The 25,389-nt window shown below is 30.7% G+C and carries 24 protein-coding genes; 7 read left to right on the plus strand and 17 right to left on the minus strand.

Annotation, left to right across the window (positions count from 1 at the left end; genetic code table 11):
* Positions 1 to 69 precede the first annotated feature (69 nt).
* The gene (gene plsY / locus CA_RS12815; RefSeq protein ID WP_010965795.1) at positions 70 to 666 is read right to left on the minus strand and encodes a glycerol-3-phosphate 1-O-acyltransferase PlsY; all 597 of its coding nucleotides are present in this window, start codon (positions 664 to 666) and stop codon (positions 70 to 72) included.
* A gap of 195 nt (positions 667 to 861) precedes the next feature.
* Between plsY and CA_RS12820 the strand changes: the two genes are divergently transcribed.
* Together CA_RS12820 and CA_RS12825 are read left to right on the plus strand one after the other, a co-directional pair.
* Complete coding sequence (locus CA_RS12820; RefSeq protein WP_010965796.1) at positions 862 to 1,209, plus strand: EamA family transporter; 348 nt, start codon at positions 862 to 864, stop codon at positions 1,207 to 1,209.
* Positions 1,209 to 1,547: an EamA family transporter gene (locus CA_RS12825; RefSeq protein WP_010965797.1), complete on the plus strand. Its 339-nt coding sequence runs from the start codon at positions 1,209 to 1,211 to the stop codon at positions 1,545 to 1,547. Before CA_RS12820 ends, CA_RS12825 begins: the two co-directional genes overlap by 1 nt.
* A gap of 74 nt (positions 1,548 to 1,621) precedes the next feature.
* On the opposite strand, the gene CA_RS12830 is transcribed toward CA_RS12825, so the two are convergent.
* From CA_RS12830 to CA_RS12840, 3 genes are all read right to left on the minus strand, one after another.
* Positions 1,622 to 2,041: a hypothetical protein gene (locus tag CA_RS12830; protein ID WP_010965798.1), complete on the minus strand. Its 420-nt coding sequence runs from the start codon at positions 2,039 to 2,041 to the stop codon at positions 1,622 to 1,624.
* 231 nt (positions 2,042 to 2,272) lie between these two features.
* Complete coding sequence (locus tag CA_RS12835) at positions 2,273 to 2,446, minus strand: CDIF630_02480 family spore surface protein (protein ID WP_014518988.1); 174 nt, start codon at positions 2,444 to 2,446, stop codon at positions 2,273 to 2,275.
* Positions 2,447 to 2,549: 103 nt separating this feature from the next.
* Positions 2,550 to 3,011 (minus strand): DUF1453 family protein, encoded by a 462-nt coding sequence (locus CA_RS12840; RefSeq protein ID WP_010965800.1) that lies wholly within the window; start codon positions 3,009 to 3,011, stop codon positions 2,550 to 2,552.
* A gap of 203 nt (positions 3,012 to 3,214) precedes the next feature.
* Here CA_RS12840 and CA_RS12845 point away from each other — a divergent pair, with 203 nt between their 5' ends.
* Entirely contained in the window at positions 3,215 to 6,343 is a 3,129-nt protein-coding gene (locus CA_RS12845) for a SpoIID/LytB domain-containing protein (RefSeq protein ID WP_010965801.1), read from the plus strand.
* 124 nt (positions 6,344 to 6,467) lie between these two features.
* Here the strand turns inward: CA_RS12845 and CA_RS12850 are convergent, their stop codons facing one another.
* From CA_RS12850 to CA_RS12870, 5 genes are all read right to left on the minus strand, one after another.
* A complete protein-coding gene (locus CA_RS12850; protein WP_010965802.1) occupies positions 6,468 to 6,674 on the minus strand; it encodes a hypothetical protein in 207 nt (68 codons plus the stop codon).
* Between the two features lie 14 nt (positions 6,675 to 6,688).
* Positions 6,689 to 7,237 carry a nitroreductase family protein gene (locus CA_RS12855; RefSeq protein WP_010965803.1) on the minus strand — a complete coding sequence of 183 codons (549 nt, stop codon included), beginning with the start codon at positions 7,235 to 7,237 and terminating at the stop codon, positions 6,689 to 6,691.
* A gap of 178 nt (positions 7,238 to 7,415) precedes the next feature.
* Entirely contained in the window at positions 7,416 to 7,910 is a 495-nt protein-coding gene (locus CA_RS12860) for a GNAT family N-acetyltransferase (protein WP_010965804.1), read from the minus strand.
* Positions 7,911 to 8,309: 399 nt separating this feature from the next.
* A complete protein-coding gene (locus CA_RS12865; RefSeq protein WP_010965805.1) occupies positions 8,310 to 8,909 on the minus strand; it encodes a hypothetical protein in 600 nt (199 codons plus the stop codon).
* 54 nt (positions 8,910 to 8,963) lie between these two features.
* The gene (locus tag CA_RS12870; RefSeq protein WP_010965806.1) at positions 8,964 to 9,548 is read right to left on the minus strand and encodes a hypothetical protein; all 585 of its coding nucleotides are present in this window, start codon (positions 9,546 to 9,548) and stop codon (positions 8,964 to 8,966) included.
* 1,035 nt (positions 9,549 to 10,583) lie between these two features.
* Between CA_RS12870 and CA_RS12880 the strand changes: the two genes are divergently transcribed.
* The gene (locus CA_RS12880) at positions 10,584 to 10,895 is read left to right on the plus strand and encodes a DUF3784 domain-containing protein (RefSeq protein WP_241393090.1); all 312 of its coding nucleotides are present in this window, start codon (positions 10,584 to 10,586) and stop codon (positions 10,893 to 10,895) included.
* Between the two features lie 182 nt (positions 10,896 to 11,077).
* On the opposite strand, the gene CA_RS12885 is transcribed toward CA_RS12880, so the two are convergent.
* Positions 11,078 to 14,026, minus strand: a complete 2,949-nt coding sequence (locus tag CA_RS12885) for a beta-galactosidase (RefSeq protein ID WP_010965809.1) — start codon at positions 14,024 to 14,026, stop codon at positions 11,078 to 11,080.
* Positions 14,027 to 14,188: 162 nt separating this feature from the next.
* Between CA_RS12885 and CA_RS12890 the strand changes: the two genes are divergently transcribed.
* The 3 genes from CA_RS12890 (at position 14,189) to CA_RS12900 (ending at position 18,345) form a co-directional block, all read left to right on the plus strand.
* Complete coding sequence (locus CA_RS12890) at positions 14,189 to 14,848, plus strand: hypothetical protein (RefSeq protein WP_014518989.1); 660 nt, start codon at positions 14,189 to 14,191, stop codon at positions 14,846 to 14,848.
* A gap of 678 nt (positions 14,849 to 15,526) precedes the next feature.
* The gene (locus CA_RS12895) at positions 15,527 to 17,200 is read left to right on the plus strand and encodes a M4 family metallopeptidase (protein WP_010965812.1); all 1,674 of its coding nucleotides are present in this window, start codon (positions 15,527 to 15,529) and stop codon (positions 17,198 to 17,200) included.
* A gap of 425 nt (positions 17,201 to 17,625) precedes the next feature.
* Positions 17,626 to 18,345 carry a PepSY domain-containing protein gene (locus CA_RS12900; RefSeq protein ID WP_010965813.1) on the plus strand — a complete coding sequence of 240 codons (720 nt, stop codon included), beginning with the start codon at positions 17,626 to 17,628 and terminating at the stop codon, positions 18,343 to 18,345.
* A gap of 153 nt (positions 18,346 to 18,498) precedes the next feature.
* Here CA_RS12900 and CA_RS12905 read toward each other — a convergent pair whose 3' ends face one another.
* The 7 genes from CA_RS12905 to CA_RS12935 all read right to left on the minus strand — a co-directional run bounded on the left by CA_RS12905 (position 18,499) and on the right by CA_RS12935 (position 25,386).
* Entirely contained in the window at positions 18,499 to 18,639 is a 141-nt protein-coding gene (locus CA_RS12905; RefSeq protein WP_158306567.1) for a hypothetical protein, read from the minus strand.
* 63 nt (positions 18,640 to 18,702) lie between these two features.
* Positions 18,703 to 19,344: a flavodoxin family protein gene (locus tag CA_RS12910; protein WP_010965814.1), complete on the minus strand. Its 642-nt coding sequence runs from the start codon at positions 19,342 to 19,344 to the stop codon at positions 18,703 to 18,705.
* 203 nt (positions 19,345 to 19,547) lie between these two features.
* The gene (locus CA_RS12915; protein ID WP_010965815.1) at positions 19,548 to 20,219 is read right to left on the minus strand and encodes a hypothetical protein; all 672 of its coding nucleotides are present in this window, start codon (positions 20,217 to 20,219) and stop codon (positions 19,548 to 19,550) included.
* A gap of 31 nt (positions 20,220 to 20,250) precedes the next feature.
* Positions 20,251 to 21,000, minus strand: coding sequence for a glycosyltransferase family 2 protein (locus tag CA_RS12920; RefSeq protein ID WP_010965816.1), 750 nt, complete (start codon positions 20,998 to 21,000; stop codon positions 20,251 to 20,253).
* A complete protein-coding gene (locus tag CA_RS12925) occupies positions 20,993 to 22,336 on the minus strand; it encodes a TIGR03111 family XrtG-associated glycosyltransferase (RefSeq protein ID WP_010965817.1) in 1,344 nt (447 codons plus the stop codon). Before CA_RS12925 ends, CA_RS12920 begins: the two co-directional genes overlap by 8 nt.
* Positions 22,333 to 22,917: an exosortase family protein XrtG gene (xrtG, locus tag CA_RS12930; RefSeq protein WP_010965818.1), complete on the minus strand. Its 585-nt coding sequence runs from the start codon at positions 22,915 to 22,917 to the stop codon at positions 22,333 to 22,335. Before xrtG ends, CA_RS12925 begins: the two co-directional genes overlap by 4 nt.
* Positions 22,918 to 25,386 (minus strand): 6-pyruvoyl-tetrahydropterin synthase-related protein, encoded by a 2,469-nt coding sequence (locus CA_RS12935; protein WP_010965819.1) that lies wholly within the window; start codon positions 25,384 to 25,386, stop codon positions 22,918 to 22,920.
* Between the last annotated feature and the right edge of the window lie 3 nt (positions 25,387 to 25,389).

Below are 25,389 nucleotides of genomic sequence, written 5' to 3' on the forward strand. Positions count from 1 at the left end.
AAATGCCTCCTATTTTACTGTAATTACAAATAGTTTTTTCATACCTTTCCTCCACAAATATTTTCTTAACTATTTTTCTTCATTATTTACAAGCCTTATCAGGTTGTCTTTATGTCTAAGTATCAATAAACCGCAAGCTATTATTGCACAAACTGTTATTTCAATTGGTAATCTTAGAGCAATGCATGCGATTGGCATTGTTATGCCTACAGCAATTGACTTAATTGATACTATTTTTGTGAACAAACGCAGTACAAAATAAACTACAGCTCCAGCCAATACTGCTGCTGGCGCAAGCAAAAAAAATGCACCAACCGTTGTATTTACACCCTTACCTCCATTAAAGCCCAGAAACGGAGTGTAATCATGTCCCAAAATTACTGCTATTACAATAATAGAAAGATACATACTTGTTGATATTGGTAATTTTATTTTACTAGCTATTAACATACATAAAAGAACAGGAATTATCCCCTTTAAAATATCCATTACTTGAGTAATCATTGATATTTTAGTTCCTGCAACTCTTTTAACATTTGTAGAACCTATATTTCCACTGCCCTTAGTTCTTACATCAATTCCACTAAGCTTTTTGGTAATCAAGTATCCTGTTGGTATTGACCCACACAAAAAAGAAACCATAACTGTAATTATTACAATAATCATCTATATCTCCTTAAAATAATTTTTTCTCAATATAATTTAATATATATTACACTATACTCCCAATTATTTATACTATTATAACACAAACTAACTCAGATGCATTTACTTAACAAATCTTTTCTTACACTTGCTATATTGAGCATAATCAAATAAAATAGTATAGTAATCTTTAAACATGAAAAGGTGAAAATAATTATGAATAGTATATTAAGTTCTTTTAAGAAAAATCAAAAGGGTATTATATTAATACTCATAGCTTCAATATGCACAACAATCGGACAGACTTTGTGGAAAATGTCTGCTATGCACAATATGCTTTACATACTAATTGGTTTTTTCTTCTACGGTATAGGTGCTGTGGGCATGATAATTGCCTTAAAATACGGAAGCTTTTCTGTAATACACCCAATGATGAGCATGGGATATGTATTTACAATAATAGTATCTTATATTCTTTTGAAGGAATCCGTTGGTCTTGGAAAAATAATAGGTGTAATATTGATTATGTTCGGTGTTGCATTTATAGGTTTAGGTGATGAATGATGAATAACGTAATGCTTATATTAGTAATTATTATAATGACACTGCTTGGATCTTTCGGAGGTTTTTGCTTTAAAAAATCCACTTCCGGAGGTACAATAGCATCTATTCTTACAAACAAGTTTTTGTATATTGGAGGATTTTTGTATGTAAGTGCTGCTGTTACAAATATTTATGCTCTAAAGTATATGCCTCTATCTGTGGTTATGCCAATGTCTTCAATTACATACATATGGTCTATGATTATTTCAAGAATTGTGCTTCATGAAAAAATAACAAAATTCAAGATTACCGGACTAGCTCTTATACTAGTTGGTGTAATTTTTGTTGGACTTTCCTAGTTTTTAATGAGTATAAGTATTCTCTCTTATACTCATTTTTATTTAAGATTAATAAATCCCTTAAGGTACGTATTCTATGTATACTGCAATTCATCAGCTTCATTATTAATAAAATTTTGCATAAAAATCAAGGTAATCACTCCTCCAGATTGCCAACCTAAGTCCATTATCTCTGGAAGCTTTCTTGAAAAAAATCTCTTATCATTAATTGTATTTTTCCAGTCAATTTTTAGAGTAGGTTTCTTCTCCCATCTTGCTTGAATTTCAAAATAATTATCTGTACCATCTATTAAATAAAGTGCTTCAGCTGTATTTTGAGTTTTATTTATCTCCTCTTCTGCACTCCACTGAATATCTACTTTTATTATCTCATCAGGCTTAATAATATTAGGAAAACTATCATCCCATAAGAGCATTTTACTAGAATGAATTTCTTTAAGAATTAATTTGTAGTCAGAATAATTAATAATTTGTAATTGTCCAACCTGCAGCATTATAAACCTCCTTTAATTTTTATTTATGACTATATTTTATATAGACCTTAGATTTTTATGCTTACTATAATTATTTATTTGATTCTAGAGTATCTTGTTTCTTTAATTTTCTTATCAAAACCCGCACATTTAAAAATTCCACCTACCTTTTCATAGGCATATTTTAACCATAAATAGAAAAGGTGCTGCAAAACTATTAGTAAAAATAGTTTTGCCCACCTTTTTCATCTCTTATTTTTGATTAGAATCCACATATTCCTTTGCATTTTTAACATCAAATTTACTTGGAACGGATACCTTTGATACTGGTTTTTCCTTATGGATATTTGCCCAAGCTGCAGTATCATGCTGTTCTATTGGAATTTCCATAAAACTATCCTTACGTCTATCATCCTTATTACTCATATTAACTCCTCCCTTCACAAATAGTATTTTCAATTTTAAGAATTGTATTAAACTTTTAATCATAAGTTAATATAGTTTTTGAAGGATGATTTATATTTATACTTTAAACAATCTCTTTTCTGCTTCTCAAATAAAAAATAATATTTCTCCCAGCATAAGAACCAACCTGTTCAAACAAGAAACCAAATTGAATTATATTAAGTAGAAACTTATTACTTGGCGATTGAAATTCATATTTGCTTATAACTTTCAAAATTATGATTACAAAAAAAATTGCTATTGTAAGAAGACTTCCTTTTCTAAATAACTGACCTGTTTTATCATCTCTTCGAAAAATATAAGTTTTTCCTCTTAGTATACCAACACCTACTCCTAAAATAATCATTACCGCAAAAAAAGCACAATAATTTAAGGCTATACTTTTTATTTCTATAGCAGATGATATTGCAACATATGCTAAAAGTACAGGAGCAATCCATAACTTTTTAGGGTTTATCTTTCTTTCCTTAAGCTGATTAAAAGTGATCCACAAAAAAATGATTATCATTACGATTAATGACTGCACCTAAACCACCAACCTCTCTATTATCTTTGTAAACAGATTATACCATGTATTTCATTTTAAGCATATCATTACTATATAATCTATTATAGTGAACTTAACATTATCTCACCCACAAGCACCACTATTTACTTGAGAATTTAAAGCTATAATCTTCGATAAATTTATAAAGTGCATAATCAAAAGATAAGGGGTGAAATATCACTATGCAAAGAAAAAGCCTGAAATTTGTATCAATGTTCACAACTGCAGCTCTAACATTTTCATACTGTTCATTTTTAGGTGGAATAAATGCACTAGCTTATAAAAATCCAGCCTATTTTAACGACTTAAAAGTAGGTTTAACTACAATGGCAAACCAAACAATGAGCCTCAAATTAAATGGTGATTATACGCTAAACGGTACACTAGTTCCATCTCAAACTATATTAAATCTTACAGTATCAGGCAGCGGTATTTCTTTAAACGGAACTGTTTATCAGTCCATTATGATGACACCTACCGCTAGTCCTAATTTAATTACAATATCCAGTGGAACTCAAGTATATAGCTATCCTGGAAGCTTTACCTTTCAGGTTAGTGGTGGCAAAATTTTGCCTATAGATTCAACATCTATGGAATCCTACTTAAAGGGTGTTGTAGGCTTTGAAATGTCAGATTATTTTCCAATGGAAGCTTTAAAGTCTCAAGCAGTTGCTTCTAGAACCTATGCTCTAAACAATTTAGGTGCCAAATCAGCTTTAGGCTATGATTTTGACGACACAATTAGCTATCAAACTTATAAAGGTTATGTTCCAAGTGATACTCATGTTATGCAGGCCATTGATTCTACAAAAGGACAAGTTATCACTTATAATGATCAATTAATAAATGCTGTTTTTTCAGCTTCTCATGGTGGATATACTGAGGATGTTAAGAATGTTTGGGGGTTTGCTCTACCTTATTTAATTTCCAAACCTGACGTTTATAATGGTCAAACTGTTGATAACGCCTCTTGGTCTCAAGGAAATAAATCCTTCTCGAATGCTAGCATAGATACTACTTTAAAGAGTAAAGGCTACCTTTTATCAACAGACAGTTTTGTAAGCATAGACTTAAATTCCATAACTAGATATCCAAGTGGAAGAGTATCTAGTGTATCTATCATTTACAAAGATTCAACAGGTACTACAAAATCTAAAGCTATAACCTCTGACAAATGCAGAACTTTTTTAAATCTACAAAGTTCTATGTGGTATTTAAGCTATGATAGCGTTAATGGAATCTATACCTTTACAGGGAAAGGTTATGGCCATGGACTTGGAATGAGCCAAATAGGAGCCTATCAAAGAGCAAATCTAGGGCAAAACTATACGGGCATTTTGAACTTTTATTACAATAACTCTATTGTTGACAATGTAATAAAGTATGCGAAATTGTCCTCTTATACAAATGATTCTACTAATAATCAAATATATTTAGGACAAACTGTTAACTATTCAGCACTAGGTCAAGACGGCTACGGAAACTATTTATTTAAATTTGGAGTTATAAAAAACGGAGCAGTTTTAAGTGAAACAGACTACAACTCAAATAACACTTTTTCATTTACTCCTACTAGCTCCGGGGACTATCAAGTTTATGTGAAAATAAAAGACAAGTATTCAGACAAGACTTTTGACGATACTCTTTCATCTTCCTTAAACGTACAGGCTATACCAGCTGTAAGCATAGGAAGTTTTACTGAAGACACCACAGATTCAATAGTTTCTCAAAAATCAATAAACTTCAATGCTTCTGCCAGCGGAGGTACAGGGCTTGGTTATCTATACAAATATGAGATTTCTAAGGATGGAGTTGTAGTTCAAACTACAAATTACAGCACAAGTCCAACATTCACAGTAAATCCTAATATTTCTGGAGTTTATACTTCTACTTTATATGTAAAGGATACACTTTCAAATGCAGCTTATGATTCAAAGAAAAGTTTAAATTTCAATATATACAGTACTCCTTCTATATCTGCTTTAAATTTAAGCAAAATAGAGCTTCTACAGGGTCAAAGTACAGATTTTGCGCCTTCAATAACAGGTGGCTCTGGCAATTATTTATACAAATATGAGATTTATCGTAATGGAAACCTAACTGCAACACAGGATTTCTCAGCAAGCAGCAATTTTTCATATTCACCAAACACCTTTGGAGACTATTCAGTTAAACTGTATGTTAAGGATGCACTTTCAACTAGTGATTACGATGCTGTAACTTCAGCGAACTTTAAAACTTACGCTGCACCAGCCTTAAGCAGTTTTCTTTTGGATTCGCCTCAAATGATATCTGGATCTTCAGCAAACTTTAGTGCCCAGATTTCAGGTGGTTCCGGCAATCCTTCATATAAATTTGCAGTTTATAATAATGGCTCGTTGGTCACTGATACTCTTTACAGCTTAAATAGCGCTTTTTCATTCTCTCCAAGCACTGCTGGTATTTATCAAGTTTACGTCTATGGTAAGGATAGATTAGAAACTGATGCTTACAGCGTTATGGGAAGCACCTCCCTAACAGTTTTTAATCCTGTTAAGATATCAAACGTTACTGCTAGTGGCTATATGTATGACGGAAAACCAATTACACTTACTTCCAATACTACAGACGGAAGTACTTCTGGTTTTAACTACAGATATGAAGTATATAAGAATGGTGCGCTTGTTTCCTCCAGCGACTATAGCATTTCTCCAAATTATACTTTTACTCCAATAACCTATGGCACATACACTATAAAGGCCTTTGTTAAGGACAATTTAAGCATTAATAACCTTGACGCTGAAAAAGACTTTTCAATAAATGTGAATAAAGCTCCTTTATCAGCAGCTCTACCTTTAAATTATGGGATGACAAGTGGTGACGTAACTAATCTTCAAAACGCTTTAATCTATTTAGGCTACAGTATTTCAAGTGCTACAGGTTATTATGGAACTCAAACTAAAAGCGTAGTTAGCTCAATCCAATCTCAAAATTCTTTACCTGTAACTGGCAATGTAGATACTGCTACCCTCTATGTTATAAACAGCATGCTTGCCACTAAGGCGGGAGTTAAACTTTTAAATTTCAGCACTTTACCATTAGTTTATGGAACCACAAGCAGTGATACTGTAAACCTTCAAAACACTTTAATTTATTTAGGTTACAGTATTTCAAGTGCTACAGGTTATTATGGAACTCAAACTAAAAGCGTAGTTAGCTCAATCCAATCTCAAAATTCTTTACCTGTAACCGGAAATGTAGACGCTGCTACTCTTAAGGTTATAAACAATATGCTTATAAATAAGCCAGAAACTAAAAACTTAATCTTCTAATTAGAATTTCAAAATAGTATATAAGTTTTATCATTCTGTGGGAAGCCATTTTCTGGCTTCCCTATTTTTAAACTCATCACCATAATCAGTCGCTCAAACATTTATTTTCCGTTTTGTTTCTACGTTAATTCTCTTTCTTTTTTAAAACATTGACTACTTTAGTTTCATTATCATAATGAGCTCCTATTAAAGCTCTTAATGTATAAGTTATTGTAAGTAAGGTGTACACTACACAAAGAATAGTTTTTTTATCAATTAACCCTAATACAGCAGCAATAGCAAAAGCAGCTGCCGCAATCAAGTTCAATTTCCATCTTTTCATCTTCAGCATAGTTTTTCCCTCCATTATTTATTTTTTTTTCTTTCACTCATTCCATCAAAGGAATTAAAAAAAACTGTATCTTCAATATCAAGTCTATTGTAATGCAGCGGGTGTGGTGTTGATTTACTTGCTGGATAACCTATTGGAAGAAGTGCTACTGGAACTAGATATTCTGGTATCTCAAAAGTTTCTTTAATAATATCTTCATTAAAATGCCCTACCCAAGTACTACCAAGTCCTAAATCAGCAGCTTCAAGCATCATTTGAGTTGTAACAATGCTAGCATCAACAACCCCCATATCTTTTTTATCATGGGGTCTTTTCCAGCTATTTTTACAATCATAACATACCAATAGAACTAATGGTGCATCAAAATGATATGGAGTACAGGCTCTTAACTTTGTCAAATTTTCTTCATTTTCAATAACCAATATTCTTTGGGGCTGATAATTTACAGCAGTTGGTGCAACTCTGCCAGCTTCTAAAATCAATTTTAACTTTTCCTTTTCTACTTTTTTATCACTAAAACTTCTAACAGAATGTCTTTCTTTTGCTAGTTGTAAAAAATTCATATTAATCCCCCTACTATACAATATATAATATGGATTCCAAAGTTAAACTTGTTTAATGCTGCTTATATATACTGTTCAAATATATTCTCTATATACTATAACACACTTACAAAAATAAACAAGTATTCATTATTTTTCAAAACCAAATTTACATTGTTTACTTTAAATCAGTATAAATCTACAAAAGCTTTGCCATGCAAAACTCATCCACATACTCATCATCTATAAACATTGAATTTTTTTTAATTCCCTCAATTGAGAATCCATTTTTTTCATAAAGACGTTTAGCTTCCTCGTTGTCACACACGACTGTTAGCTCAAGCCTTTTTATCTTCTGCCTTTCTGCCCACAAATTCATTTTTCTAAAAAGCTTACTTCCAATACCTTTTCCTTGAAACTCTTTTCTTACTCCAACCACAACGTATGCACAGTGTCTCACTCGTCTAGTAACGCCTCTTTCAGCAGAAATAAATCCAATGATTTTCCCATACTCTTCAGCTACTAACAGCAAATCGTTTCCTTCTACTGCTTCTTCAATTAAGCTTTTTATAAAACTCAAGTTTCTAACTCTTTCTCCAGGCTCATACATCATATACTTTGTTTCTTTGTCCAATTCATATTGCATTTTCCAAAAAGCATCCGCATCAATAGGTCTTATTTCTCTTATAATCATAAATATCCTCCTAGTTGTAATGTCCTTAAATATTATTGCAATTTTGTTTTATATTGACCAATATAATGAGATAACCTTGAATTTAGTTCTAATACCCTTTCACCACTATGGTAGCTTATTATTTCGCTTGCTACTTCAATTTCAATGTAAATTGCCCATCCTTTACTAATTAGAATTAATCTACTTAATATTTATTATAACACATCTTACAAAATATTACATGTTATAACATAAATATTTCTATATTAACATTTTATTTAACGAACGTTCTCCTCTTTAGGCAAATTATTATATTTGAAGTTTTTAAATTCATAACAAGCTTTCTTATAACAATAGTATCATTGATTATATTTAAACCATAATAATCCTTGTATTCTTAAATATGTAAACTTACTAAGTTTATTTTTTTTCCTCTATTGACAATATTCTATGGGTTGTAGGAAGATATTTTACATTATATATTTTCCCTTCTATAACCTGCCAACCATAAAGATAGCAGTGCTTAAACTCCACCCTTTTATTACTTTTTACACTTATTCCATCTACTTCTTCTGTCCTTATTGTCGTAATGCTTCTTTGAACAAATATTCCTTGAGGTTTACTAGTTGTACTCTCCCTTTTAACGTTATCAACCTTAATGGTATCAAAAATTATTCTTCCAATGCTGTACTCGCTTGCATCTACTTTTATATTATATATTGTCATAACTGATGACATCCCTAACAATATACCAGCAAATAAAAATATACCTCCAATTATTGATATAGTTTTTGATTCACGATTTCCATCATTCCTCTTTCTAAATATCTTTCTTTCTCTGAAAAAATCACCTAAGAGCAGGAACCCAATATAAAACGTAATAACATATATACATAAAACAACATTGTCTTTAAACAATTCAGCTTTAAAAGGTACATTAACAAAAAGAGCATATATACTTACAGAAATATGCATCACAACTACTATTATGTTTATCGGGTTTACTATTTTCTTAACCATTTTTCCTCCATCTTTTTATTCCCTTTATTCTTTTTATATTTCTCGTTTTCAAAATCACTTTGATTGTATGGCTAGTATCCTATGTGTTGTAGGAAGATACTTAACCTTATACACATGCCCTTTTAAAATTTGTGACACATAGAATGAACAATTCTTAAACTCTAGTTTCTTATTGCTTTTAATGCTTGTCCCATCTATTTCATTAATAATTTTGGTAGTAGTCCTATTAGTGCCCTTTCCACTATGAGCATTTCCTAATATAACATTGTTCACCTTAATACTATCAGAAATTATATTCCCAGAACTATATTCACTCACATCAGCTCTTATATCATATATATTCATAATAGAAGCCATACCAAACATTACCCCAACAGTTAAAGAAAAGATTCCAACTATGAAATTAGTCTTTACCCCATATTTGCTCCTTCTCCTGTTTTTAGGTGTTTTTTTCAACTTTAAAGCTTCTACTATGGAGTATTTTCCCATATAAAATAAAACTATATACATAATTAGAACAAAACTATATCCAATAAAATCTTCTTTAAAAGGTACATTGCAATAAAATGCATATATAGTAACAAAAATGTATGCTGTAATTATTATTATAGATATTAAGTTTATTATTTTCTTAAACACTTATTTTCTCCAATTTTACTTATTTTTTATGCACATATCTAAATATTCATAAAGCTTTTCTCTTCAAATAATCCAATACTAAATTATTTCATAGCCTAAATATAGGGAAACCAAGCTAATATTTTTCTCAGTTTCCCCATGACTCAATTATTGTATATTTTCCCTTTATTCAGCTGATCTTAAATGCTCTAATATATCACTTTAATTACATCTTCGCTTGTTATATAGAAAATCATCTCGATACCACTCAACAAATATTTTATAAGTTTTTTCTAAACGAAAACGCCATGATATGATAAGACCTTCCATTATTAAAATTTACTGTACATATCTTTTAATGAATCTCTTATCATGATCATTTGCATCTTCTTACAGTACGCTGCCACACTATTTCTAAATTAAAGTCTATTTTTTTATTTTATCTATCTTTAACTTTCTCATCTTTCTATCTATGGTTTATATATATTTATCTATCTATTGATTTTTCTTCTTTACTTTATTTAAGTAGTGGCACAGCGCCTATTTAAAAACACTTTCATTATAAAGCATCATTCCATATTTAATTTGTCTAGCAAATCTTTATACTTACTAAAGCATATTTCTCAAGTGAAACAACTCTTTTACAATATAATGAATATTTTTTATATATTTTTATAATATTATAATATACATAATTATAATATTCATCAACACATCTTAACTGAAAAACCTACCAAATATGAGTATTATACCTCTTAAGCTCCACAATGCACTTAGAATATGCCTAATATTATATTTTTGTTTAATTTTAAAGTAAATATAAACTATAAACTATTTTTTATACTTACTCATAAGACAAATTACGCTCGTTTAATTCCCATATATCACTTATACGGTATTAATTGTCATATTTCTTTATGATAAAATAATATAATAATTAAAATCTTAAAATAGTGTTTTAAATTTAAATGTGCATTGCAAATAACGCTAACTATAAGTACAATATATTTATCTAACAGCTTATAATGAATTAAATATATGGAGGAAAATATAATTATGATTTTGATAGGTGGATTCGTATTATTTATGATTTTTGGTATTATTTTAAGGACTGGAAAGGCAAATTGGCTAGTTTCTGGATATAGTATACTTCCTGAAGACGAAAAAGCTAAATTGGATATCCTAAAGCTTTACAAACGTACGGGAAATTTATTAATCTTTATAGGAATTGCTTTTCTTGCTGATTACCTTTGCAGCAAATATATACACTTTCCTTATGAACATCTTATACTTGTTGCTGTAATATTAATAGCTGTATTTGGAAATTTGATTTACATAAATACCGGAAACAGATTTACAAAAAAATAGCACTATCGTTTTTAAATAATAAGTAAATTGTAAACTTATGCATGCACCAATTTAGTACATGCATAAGTTAATTCCCTTTTGTATTATATTTACTTACTTCTTTCGTATATTATTTATTATATTCATTAAGTATTGATATTGTTAATATTTTTATTATTAATATACTACCTATTAGTTGATACTTAGTTTTTATTAAAAACATCTTTATAGCTCGGATTATCATTCATTTTAACTGGTACACCACCTGAATAATTACCAAGCTTTTGTAAAATTATTTCTCCAAGTCCTGTTGAATTATTATCTAATGCCCAAACTGCAATAGCAATAGTATTTTTACCATTTGGATCTAATACACCAGAGGGCAGTGAAAATAAATTCTGAGGTCCCAAACTATTTATATATTGACCAATAAGCCATCCATTTACATAAATATAAGCACGATAGTTTTTAGTATTATTATCCTTTATATAAAGTGCAAGGGGAACATCGCTCATTTTGGGGAAATTCAACTTGAATGTAGTTCTATACCACGAAACTCCTGGTGCTACTCCTCTTTGCTTTCCATTGTCTGGTAGTGTTACTTGTTTCCATGGTTTATCAGGAAAATTAGGCAGTGTCCAACCATTATTTTCACCATATAATCCACCCGCATTCATTGCCCCTCTAACAGGATCTATCAAAGTCTCTCCCCCCTTATTTCCTTGAATACTCCAGAAAATTGATGTTGTATCTCCTTGAAGCGATGCCTGCACAAGTCCACGTGGGCTTTTATGTGTATCCTTGCATCCACCATCTTCATCATGTCCCATGTTCTGTACCATCACTGATATGACATTGTCATCACTTGTTTTTAAAACATTTTTAGGAAATGTAAAATTCTTAATTCCGCTTAATGAAGCACCTAAGTAAAAACCATTTATCCACACAGCATATGCTCCATTTGTTCCTCCTTCTCCATCTAAAATAATTCCTGTTTCTTTTCCACTTGCCTTAAAGTGTCCTCTAAACCAAACAACTCCGTGATGAAAACCATAATCATCTGCATATAATACAGTTGGGGTTAAAGGCTTTACCGGATTATTTGTAGTTGTTTTATTTGCACTTATCCAAGATGAATCATCAAATTCTGACTGTGCTTCATTAGTTTCATATGAGTACTTCCAATTTGTAATAACTGGAATTAATACTTGTTCTGGCGATAACAGAGAAAAAGTATATGATAAATAAGAAGTTTGTAATGCTTTAACTTTTTCACCATTCCACTTGATTTCATTGACAGACGTTGGAGCAAATACCTCTATATCTGATGCCTTATCAGTATCACCTTGTAGTTCTAATTTATTTCTATCACGTATTGATGCAGATCTTACCAAATAAGGTCCCCTAACTAAAATCTCTCCTATAGAAGTATCTTCACACCAGAACGTTTGAGCCGTTATATCCGTTGTAAAAAGCAGCATTAATTCTTTGTTGTCATCTTTTATCATTACACGTGAAATACTTCCATCATGTTTATAATTTAAGCGTAGGTCTCCACTTACAGAATCATACCTTGACTTTACATTTCCACATAAAACAGTCACTTTAGGTTGATTTTTATAACGAAGAACTGTTTCACCATCCGATTCTTGTCCTCCGTAAAAAATAGCAGTGTCTCTATTTCCTTGTGTAACATAAGTATATAAATTAGAAGTTGAATACACTAAATGCTCTGACCCAAGTTGAAAATTAGCAACTATAAATTTAGATTCTTGTCCATTTATATTGATTGATGTACCAGGTTCTTGTGGAAGTATATAAATGCCATCTGCGCTCTGAATTTTCAAAGTCGTATTATCATTACTAATTGAGGAACCATTACTATGACGCAGTATATAAAACTGAGTTTTTGTATCCGAATTTTCAATTGCATTAGCTAATAAATTAGGATTACTTGGAGCTTCTATGGTTGTTAATGGATCTGTCTTTGTAAGAGGGGTAAGCGTTCTGTACATAGTTGCAAGTAGCTTTTCTTCATTATACTTTGATCCAAGCTGACGGCTCTCACTTATTGCCGCTGTATAATCATAGGAAGAGTACACACCTGGAAAAGGCAAATACCCCCAATTTGTTCCACCATAAGTCATGTAAATACTCATCATAGTTGCTCCTTCAGATACAACATGGTTGTATAAAACGTTTTCATAATTAGCATTATAATTTTTAGAAAGTATAGCGTAACTCTTTCCTCCCCAAGGATCAAACCACCCACCTCCTAGTTCCGCTAAAAACACTGGACTATTTGGTGCAAATTTACGCGGATCTCCGTAATATGATGGAATTGCCGCTAGTCCAGGGTAACTGTCATATGCATACATATCTGGTGCACCAGTTCCACTAGACCATCTTCCTTTTGGCCCACTTTTGTCATTATGAAAAGTTGGTACATTAATTCCATCCTTACGTGCTTTGTCTCTAATGTTCTGCATATACAAGGCATCTCCACCTGTATACTCATTTTCCACTTGGTACAAAATTACGCTTCCTCCATTTGTAATTTGATGCTTTTCAATAATTGGATCAATAGCACTCAGCCATTGTTCATAGGCAGCAGTATAATCTTGTGAAGCAGTACGCGCTCTTCCCTGCTGTGTTGTTAACCAACCTGGATATCCTCCTCCGTCAGTTTCTGCATTAATATATGGACCTGGTCTTGCAACTACATATAACCCAATCTTTTGTGCCATAGTAAGGAGTTTATCAACATCGCGAATTCCAGAAAAATCGTATTTCCCTTGTTTAGGAGAATGAAAACCCCAGTTAAAGTAAATGGTAACAGCATTAAAACCAGCTGCTTTCATTTTTTCTAAAACATCCATCCAGCCAGATTGACTTGGTAAACGCCAATAATCAAACTCACCAGAATAAAGAAAAATTCTTTTTCCATCAATCATCAACGAATAGTGATCATACGAAACATTATGAATTCCTTTTAATCCTTGAGATGATGGCAAAGTAAATGAATCATTATTGTTGCGTGATATTTTCTTCTGTATAGTATCAGCATATATTTTTGAAGGGAACGTTACCGCTGATATATAAATACCAACGCCGAGTAAACACATAAGTACTTTTTTAAAATTATTATTCATTACTATCCTCACTGACAATTATATACATAAATATTATAACATATCCATATAAAACTTTTTATAAATAACGAAACATATTTAACAAAAATTTATATTGCTTTTCAAAGTAAATAATGTATATAATAAAGAAACTAGTGGAAATGAAAGGGTGAAATGCCTAACATGGAAAAGTATAATTTAATTAATGAAATTAACAGCATCATGCCTAATTATGATGTAAAAAATAAAGATATTTCCCTTGATGTATATGTAAGTCCAAAACAAGAGGTGTGCATTATAGGACGATTAGATAGTAACTATATATGTTGGTGTTCTATTACAAATCTTCAAAAAAAGGAAACTACAATAGAAATTTTAAATTGCCTACTGAAATATGATAAAAAATTCATTTCAAACGAAAGTGTGCTAGGAAATCTCTATAAAGAAGTTATGTCATGGCATAAATTATCTATTAAAAGAGTAGAACATAAAGACGGCCCCCGCTATTACTCACCAGTAAATAATTGCTTTTGTGGCGGAGAAGAATATAATAATGGAGAATTTTTATTTAATGAAATTAGTACTTTCTATAGCCTTGAATTATCTAAATGCAACTATCGTTTGATTGACAATTCTTATACAAAAATACTTAACGAATATAAAAACATTTTAACTAAAGATACAGATTCTTATTATTATTGGAAAATGAAGCCTTTAATATCAATACTTCAAAGTGAAAGCTATATAAAATTGTGCAGAGATGAAAAAATACGAAATTTGTATTTAGCTTGTGTTCAGGAATGTTCTAATTTATATAACCGATATATGACAGCAGTACGTTAAAATTTTCTTATTTTAACCTCTATGCTTATATTAATATGATTTCTAACAATGAAGATATTGGCTTTATCTTCATTGTCTAACAAACTATTACCTTCATAGACCTCCCTTCTCCTAATTATATTCTTCCAAATACACCACTCTATTTTTCAAATAAATTCATCTTACAATTTTATACATACCATCAAACTTCCATAAATATTTGTATTTAAATTCTTAACCAATTAACTATTCTTTACTTTTTTATATTTATATTTAGAAATTAAATGTAAATATTTTTTTTACAAAACTTTTCTTCTCCCTACAACTTTTCCTTATTTACATATTGGTTTACTTTGTTTTATTGCGTTAATGTCTTTATTCCTGTAAAAATATGTTCTTAGTATATTACCTGTATAACGATTTTCTAAGATTTATTTTACGCTCCATATTAACAAAAAATGGATTATACAACTCTAAATTTTATCATAATAATACATTATTTCCAATTGCAAACATAATAGTTATTCACAAGAAAAACCCCTCTTTCTGTAAGATGTAAACGGTTATTTTTACATTAATGCTTTTAACAAGCTTTTTTGCTTATTTAACAACAGTTGACACTTTTTATTTACAAATATTATAATTATTATATACTAAATTACAAATTTAATAAAATAATGCACTTAGGGGGAATATTTTATGAAAAAGAAACTATTATCTTTAGTCTTAACCACTGCTGTTGTATCCAGCATAAGTGGTTTCAGCTCAGTTTCAGCTCAAACTTTAGCTACTAAAAAACCATCAGTTAAACAAAATTACTCAGTAAAAAGGTCAAATTCTAAGGTTATCGCAAATGACTTTGAGGATCAAAAGAAAAATGTATTTTTGCATGGAAATCTTTCTGGTAAATTACAAATTAATGAACAATCTATTTTAGCCTATCTTGAACAAAATAAGTCTCAATTCTTGAATGTAAGTGGAGCAAATAATTTTAAGATACTATCTATAGACACAGATGAATTAGGACTTACAAAAGTTAAAGTAGCTCAAACAGTAGATGGAACACCAATACGTGGAAGTCAAATTATACTGCACTTGGACAAGGATGGTGTAGTTAAAAATATTATAGGAGCTGTTAATAAAGATTATAAAAGACCTCTATTTGCAGCTAGGTCCCAAGGGGTTACAGCCACTCAAGCAATTTCTATAGCAAAAAAACAATTTTCATTTAAATCTTTGGTAGAAGCACCTAGAGCACAAAAGCAAGTTATAGTTAAAAATGGAGTGGCTACTACAGTTTACAGTGTAAACATTCATTATAACGACCCTGATATAGCAAATTGGGAAGTTCTAATTGATGCCAACTCTGGAAAAATAGTTAGAACTTTAGATAAAATAGAATATGACGGACCTGCAACTGGTAAAGGAACAGCAGTTGACGGAACATCAAAACCTCTTAACCTATACCTTACTGGAAGCACATATCAGCTTATAGATACAACCAAAGCAATGACAGGAAAAATAAAAACTTATACCGCTAATAATAGAGAAGTTGAACCTGGAACCTTAGTTACTAGTAAATCAAATATTTTTACTAATGAAGCTGCTAAGGCAGAGGTTAGTGCTCATTATTATGCTGGTGTAGTTTATGACTTTTACAAGAATGTGCTTGGGAGAAATAGTATAGATGGAAATGGTATGAACATAATTTCTACAGCTCACTATGGACAATCTTATGACAACGCTTATTGGGATGGAAGTCAAATGGTTTATGGTGATGGTGACGGAAGTGAATTCACTTATTTCTCAGGAGATCTTGATGTTGTTGGACATGAACTTACTCATGGTGTAACTCAATATACTGCAAACTTAAATTATGAAGATCAATCTGGTGCTTTAAATGAATCTATGTCTGATGTATTTGGAGTTTTAATACAAACATATGATAAGTACAATGTTAAAAATGGCGGTAATTGGGCATTTAGCGCATCCGATTGGGTTGTAGGAGACGGTTTATTTCTAAATAATACAACTCACAGAGCATTAAGAAGTCTTGCCAATCCAACTCTTTATGATCAACCAGATAACATGAATAATTATGTTAATACAAGTGATGATAACGGTGGTGTTCACACAAACAGTGGTATACCTAACAAGGCAGCTTACTTAGTTGCAAAATCACTTGGAACTAACAAAACAGCACATATTTACTATAGGGCCCTTACTAATTACTTAACTTCAGATGCAGATTTTTCTTCTGCAAGAAATGCTTTAGAATCAGCTGCTTCTGACTTATACGGCTCTTCTGGTTCAAATGCTGTAGACTCTGCTTTTGATAATGTTGGTGTTTCTTCAAATAGCGATAACTATTAATTCTAGGTATAACTAAAACACTCTTACCCTATTACAATTATGTAATAGGGTATATCTTTCTGAAATATAATGCTAATTTTGATATTTTCATTTCCACAATATTTTATAACTTTATCCATCTAGTATATACAAAATTATCATTACTTTTCCAAATTTTTATTTCATATTACATCTTATCTACGAATTACAATGCATTATTTAATTTTCATCATTTGAGACAATTCTTATATAGTCATGCTATATAGGTATATAATGGCAAACTCTGTACTTTAAAGCCGTGTAAACGTTTCTTTTCACTTGAATATCACTATAGTAACTTTTTTACTATTTATCAATTAGTTGACATGTAACTTTTTAAATAATATAATTATCACATAATTATGTTATAGATTTAACAAAATAACATACGAAAGGAGGAGGCTTTTATGAAATGCAAATTACTTTCTACTATACTTACCACAATCATTTTATCCACTTTAGGAAGCTTTAACAATGTGCTTGCATCACAAATGTCAACCACAGATAAGAATTTTTCTTTTAGAAAAAAGACAAAAGTTCCTTACCAAGATGAAAAAAGCAAGATTTTTTTCAAGGGAAGCTTATCAGGAAAGTTGCAAATTAACGATAAGTCAATTTTAGATTATTTAGAAAAAAATAAATCTATGTTCCTTAATGTGAATTATAAAAGTAATTTTAAAATACTTTCGATTAATAAAGATGAGCTTGGTCTTACAAGAGTCAAAGCAATACAAACTTTAAATAATATTCCTATACGTGGAAGTGAGATTATACTTCACCTAGACAAAAATGGTGTTGTAAAAAATATAATAGGATCAGTTAATAAATATTACAAAAAGCCTCTATCTTTAGAAAACACTCATGACATTTCACCTAATTACGCAATATCAATAGCTGAAAAACAATTTAATTATAAAACCTTATTAGAAAAGCCAAAAGCTGAAAAGCAAGTTATAATTAAAAATGCTACAGCTATTTTAGTTTACAGCGTAAACATACATTATACAGACCCTCATATAGCAAATTGGGAGGTTCTAGTTGATGCTAAAAACGGCAGTGTTATCAAAATACTAGACAAAATAAGATACAATGATGATATAATCTCCAAAGGCACTGCTTTTAATTGAACAAAACGCTGTTCACAAAATAGAGGCATAGGACTTATATGGAAATAGAAAAAATAAATTTGGTATGTAATGCCTTTAAGTCTGTTGGAATTTTAAATTAGCGAACCCCTTTTATTAAATATATATAATAGAGAAGCCTGACCCTTACCCGAATTAGGCTTCTCTATTCTCATTTACACCAGGGTATGGCTTAAGGTTATCACTAACTTTTCTTTCTATAAAACCTTCTGCAAACTCCATCATATTATTAAAGAATACAGTAATCTTTTTCAAATTTTTTCTTTTGTTTTTCACCGTAAATAATTTTATCCTCCTGTTTTCATAACCTATTAAGTAAGAGTATAAATCACTCCCTTGTTACTTAACAAAGCTTGCACCCATTTCATATGCTCTTTTACAATCTTCTGGAAAAACTTCTTCTCTTCTTTTCTTTTTTGCCTCAACATCAAACATAGAAGCTTCATACTTTGAGTAATCATCAAACTGATAGGTATCCGTGCTTAAAATATACTCTGAAGCTCCAAAAATCCTCTTAAGAGTAGCTTCATTACTCTCAAATAGCTTATTGTACCCTACACTATCCAAATAAGTCTCTGGAACATTCATAGTATATATAAAGCCTGTCTTTATTTTTCTATTAAAAAGAGAAGAATGATCTTTATCATATACTAAGTACTGAAATAATAAACGTTCCATAAAGGACCTCATTTCCCCAGTTACCATCCCAAAGTATATTGGTGATGCTAAAATAAACGCATCTGCCTTTTCTATTTTTTCAAGTATAGGTTTTAAATCATCCTTTAATGCACATTTTCCGTAGCTTCTACCTCCCTTTAATTTACAGGAAAAGCAACTAACACAGCCTTTGTAGTTATAGTCATAAAGATTTATAAGTTCAGTCTCAGCCCCCTGTGCTTTAGCACCATCAAGTGCACTTTTAAGCATTTCTATTGTATTTCCATTCTTTCTTGGGCTTCCATTAATTCCAATTATCATCATGTTAAAACCTCCTATATATAAATATTATCATAATTATACTACTTTATCTTTTTAGCTTCTATTACAAGTCCCAAATTTTTATGGTGTTTTCATTGGCTATCTTCTCCTAATTGTTACTATTATAATATAAATATAATAAAAACCTTTTAATATCTTAAACAAAAAGGTGTCCTTAACTTCTCTCGCTAAAGCCACCTCATATTTTAAATTATTTCTTTTATTTTTCTTTTATGCTTTTTATAAACTAGAAATGAAACTCCTAAAAAAGCTATAATTGAACTTAGCTGCCAAAGTGTTGGACCTGTAGTCACTGTTATTTGAGGACTATAATTTAGATAGCCTCCATAAACGTATGGGTTAGGATCGGCTTTTATTAAAAATTGCACCTGTTTACTAACACCATTAAGTCCAACTTGAGCTAATGGAATTCTAAATTCAACCGCATATCTATTATCAGATGCAGAATACGTACTTTCTATACTTGTCCCATTAAAACTGACATTTACAACGGGACTATAATACCAGCTATAGTTTGTAGTAACATCAAATTGAGGATATTGATGATTTGTAAAACCTTTTGTGGCATTTAACATAATTACTGAGAAGTGCCAATAGGATGAACTTGATGCATATGTTCTATCAACAAATAAATAAAGATAATCCTTTGATGAAACATATTTAACCTCTATATAGTTTACCCAATAAGTGGATGAGTCATACTCTGCATAAAACACACCAGGCATATTTCGCCAATCGTAGAAGCTGCCATCTAAAGTTATTCCTGTAGATTGATTACTAGCAGCAGCATACGCAGTAGAACAGGATGAACATATTATAATAACTGAAAAGAATATTATAAGCAGCCTTTTCTTCAAAATTCACACCACCAAATAAAAAATTATTACATTATTTATATACTCTAAGTAAAAGTAAACTTCTTTTTATGGTTTTTCCAACCTTCATTTTGCTTTCTCCACCCTTTAATTGATATTTTAAAACAAAAGGTACCTCTCCTATTTTAAAATTTTCCTTGCTTACCTTAACTATAAGCTCCATCATGCAAGCAAAACCTGTTTCCTTTACAATTCTCTTTCCATAAACTTTATGAAGCTTCTCAAGTACAGAAGTTTTATAAAGTCTGTAACCACAAGTATAATCTCTCACATTAGGTATACCAAGTCTTATGGTATAAAGTACTCTAGCACCAAAAGATAGGAACTTTCTAAATAGTGATAATCCTTCTACCTTAGCCCCCCTTCTATATCTAGATGCAATTACACAATCTAATTTTTCCTCTTGAAGTTTATCTAACATGGAAAAAATATATTTAGGCTCATGGGTCATATCACCATCCATTAAACACATATACCCTTTTTGCTTTTGGCTTAAAACATAATTTATACCAGTATTTAAACCTTCTCCAAGTCCTTTATTAACACCATGATCTATCACCACAACATTGTCATTGTGCTTACTAAAGGCCTCGGCAACAGCTAAAGTATTGTCAGTACTTCCATCATTAACAATGATAATTTCGAGCTTAATTCCTCTAGCTTCTAAATCCTTAAACTGAACATTCCACTCATTAATTAGTTTTCCTATGTTAGCTTCTTCATTATAACTAGGAAGAACTACATATAAATTCTCTTTACCCATTATTTATCCACCCCTTAATTCTGTAATATAAACTTAAATTTTTCTTAAGTCTTACATCCACAATTTCCCTTTCCTGTGAAAAGGTTTTTGTATTCCAGGAGGCATTTTTTTCAACAGCATTTATTATCCCTGCTACTCTGATGAAAAAAACCACAAACCTATATATAGGTAGAAGTAATATAATGTACCAGTGTTTATTGACATAATCCTTAATTTGCTTCTTTTCCTTCAAAAACAACTTTGCAATAAAAAAATAAATTGTAGATGTTATGACATAAACTATATATAAAATAAGATTTGCACCAACCACCAATGTCAAAGGATAGTCCAAGAAAACTAAATACATCATTGCAAATATCCATATGAATCTAGGAAAAACTAAAGAATGATCTTTAATAATTGTAACTTTCAAAACATTTATAAATCTCTTTGTATTCTTGTTTGCAATTTCATTAAAAAGGGCTGAAACCTCCATTTGACCTCTTTGCCATCTTTGTCTTTGTATATAGAGCTTGTCTAAGTCATCTATTGGATCAACATAGAAAAACGCTTCTTCACAAAGTGCTATTTTTCCATCTAGAAGCTCTCTTATTTGAGATGTCATATGAGTATCTTCTCCGAGAGTTTCATTATTATAAAGCTGTGTTTTCATTATAATCTCTCTTCTATAGCAGGAAAAAGCTCCCGCTAAAGTAAACATCATATTTACTTGTGATTGAAAGCCTCTTCCAATTAAAAATGCTTCTATATACTCAAAAAGTTCACAGCGTTGGATTAATCTTAAATTTTTCAATTTTGTTTCTTCAATAAGCTCCGGATCAGTTAGAACCACACCAGTCATTGCGCAAATATCAGGATTAGTTTCAAACTTCTCAACAACCTTTAAAATAGCCTCTTTATCAAGAACACCATCAGAATCTATATTTATAATGTACTTTCCATTTGCCATATAAATCCCCTTATTTAAAGCCTTTGCTTTCCCACTTGAAGAATCAAGCCACCACACCTTGAGTCTTGGATTTCTCTCTTGAAAGGAACAAAAAACATTGTACGCTTTATCTCTTTTGCCATTATTAATGAGCATCACTGATATTTTTTCAATTGGATAGGTTTGATTTATTACAGAATTAAGACAATTTTCCAAAGTGTTTTCTGAATTATATATAGGAATAAGTATTGTAATATCAGGCAAATATCCTATATCAAGTTTTTTCTTTCTAAAATAGCTTACGGTTATGAATATTGCACCGATTACTCCACCGATTATATCTACAATAAGAGGAATCACCAGCCAAATTCCCCAGAAAAGCAATTGTATAATAAGCTGCTGTTTCATCTAATTTCCCCCACATTCTGATATTTAAGTTGAGTAGATGTAAAAACATAAAAGTAGAGTATAATCATAAACGCAAAGAATAAAATTTTAGATAAAAGCGTATGTGCTATATAATAAGAGCTAACTCCAAAAGTTTTAGTTATTACTATAATGAACAAAACCCTAATTATATTTGATAAAAAAATGTATATATCGCCGAAAATTATATAAAATACTCTACGAAACCTTGTTCCAAATGGAAAAAATAATATAAGTGATGTAAATACAAGCATTTCTATTACGCCTGAACATTCGTAATCAATAAATATTGATATAGCACCGCCTTTAGTTTCTAATGAAATAATTGAATTTTCTATAAATACTTGAAAATACCCAGTTAAATGTCCTATAGTATATAAAACCGTTGAAACACATCTGTTAAGAGATACCTCTAAAGGATTCATAAAAAACACCATACTTATAGTGAATATACCAAGACTCCCTGTTATAAACTCAAAAAAATCCATTTTTAAATTTTTGAACAGCACTAAAATTGAAATCCATATTATTGTTACTATTATTAAGGAATCTAAGTTGCCCATTTACTCATCTCCCTCTTCTAACATATCCTTGTTTTTTAACTTTATATATATTGATAACGCTGTTGTTAATGCTATGATAATAATAGAAATCACTATTCCTACTCCCATATGAGGATAAATTATTTTCACCTCAACTGATGATGATTTTAAATGAATTAAATTGTTCTCAGAATTGTAATTTCCTTTAAGCTTCACAAAAGAATCCAATGCTGCTATTGGAACAATTTCCTTACTACTGCCCTTTACCTTTATGTTATTATCTTTAATTTGAATTTTTACATCCTTTACTACTCTTTTTGGCAATTCATAACTCTTCATATCAAGAGCTTGCTCTAAAACTTTCATCAACCCTTCATCCTTTGTCAAAAACACGAAATAAGGAATATTTAGTCCAATAAAGGTTAGATTCTTATTATCCTTGTTTCCTACATATTTGATTAATCTATGATCAACCACAACATAATCTTTTCTGTTATTGACCCCATTTAAAAAGTTTGCATTCCAGCTTGGATAATCACTTGGAAACTTGGCTGTATTAAGCTTATTTCCATTAAAATAAAGCTCATCAAATTTGTTTTTGATTACAATAGGCTGCCCCGTCACGTTTAGAAAACCCGAGTCTTCCATACCTGTTATATCAATCAATACCTTTACTCCACTTCTTGAAAGCTTTAAAAACAATTCTTCAGCCTTATCTCTATCTCTGTACTTAAATCCTGCTAAATATACCGCTTTCTTATTTTTTAATTCACCATAGGTATAATCATCAAAATAAGGTTTTGTTCCAACCTCAAATTCAGGAAATAAGTAAGTTATATTTGAGGCATAACTTCCAATTGCTATACCCTCATAATTTACCTCAGTTCCAAATGTGCCTTTAACTGGATACATATATATCATGGCATCATCATTCTCAGTATATTTAACATATCCAACTTTAGCTGCATACTTATCTAATTCCTTATACTGACTTTTCTTAGTAATAAGTCTTTTCCTTATCACCAAAGTATCTGCCCCTACCTCTAAAGCTCTGTCGAACATAAGCCCAAAATAGTGATTTTCAAGAGCCGTATTTAACGTAACAATATTATTTGCTGTAGTAGCTCCCTGCCATGCCCATCCATAAACCTGCTGCTTAACTCCATTAACCGAATTATAGGAGATGTAGTAGGTTGGAAAAGAGCCATACGTTGAATTATCTAAAACTCCAACTCTTTGCTTTGCAATAGAACACGCTATATCTATTGTTTTTGCAATATCCCCAGGGTACGGTCTGTTGTAGCCCAAAATATAAAAAGAAGCACTAGAATCCACAACAAGGCTTATAAGTATAATAATAAGGATACTTTTTCTAAGTTTTATCCATGTAATAAGACCTATAAATATCATCGCTATGGCAAAAGCAGTAAATCTTCTCATCCAAAAAAGCTGATTCATTGGCAGTTTCACTAAAAGAGGCAATGCACTTTTAGTAGTACCAACAAGTATAATTAAAGCTGCAACAAATGGCGCTATCTCATTTCTAGTTGCAAATAGTATTCCAAACAATATTACAATTCCAAAGGATAAACCAAAGTAATACATCTCAATATCCTTAAACCTCAATAATGGATCTAAGGAAACCGTCAAAGGATACGTTAAACTTTGCATTACGTCCGAAACAGCTCCCTTATCTATGGACATTATTCCTCCCTTTAAAGCAGGATAAAGCCAAAAACTTGAACAGAGCATTCCCAAAAGAGCATAAACTAAAGAAATAATGTTTTCATAATATCTTTTTTTTGATATTGCATAGGCTAGTCCTACTATAAAAAGTGCCATACCAACAATCGCAGAAATCATAGCATGTGTTAAAGTCAAAATGCTCATGAGCATAGCTAATCTTAAATAGTCCCTTATTTTCTTTCCCATCATGGACTTATAATAATAGAAGAAAACCATTGGTGATATTGATATAACCGTTACAAATGGTATATTTCCCTCTGAAAATAACACTCTTAGATTATCCGGTATAAAAAACCATAAGATAGCCAGTACAATAGCTATATTCTGTCTTCTAGTGTAATACCCCCAAAATAACCATCCCATGCCTCCAACCATAAATACAAGTTCAACAAAAACATCAAAAGTAGTTATCATATTATTAGTGAACATATTAATTACTGCTAAAATATAATATGGAAATGGAGCCCAATACCTATATGGCTGCACACCGTTATACCAATTTCTATCGTAGTTTAAAAAAAGCGTGCCCTTTTTTATACTGTCAAACAAAATATTGGCTTTATAAAGGTGCCCATACGTATCAGAACCCCATGGATACTGTCCGTTTCTATTTATAGCTACTAATGTAATTAAGGAAAAAATAAATAGAATAATAAGATTTCTAACAAAAATCAACTTATCCTTTTTTAAATTCCTATGAGGTATCTTATCTGGATTTGTAATCTTTTCATTTACTTTATCCATGTA

This window comes from Clostridium acetobutylicum ATCC 824 (genome assembly GCF_000008765.1).
Classification (GTDB): Bacteria; Bacillota; Clostridia; order Clostridiales; family Clostridiaceae; genus Clostridium_S; species Clostridium_S acetobutylicum.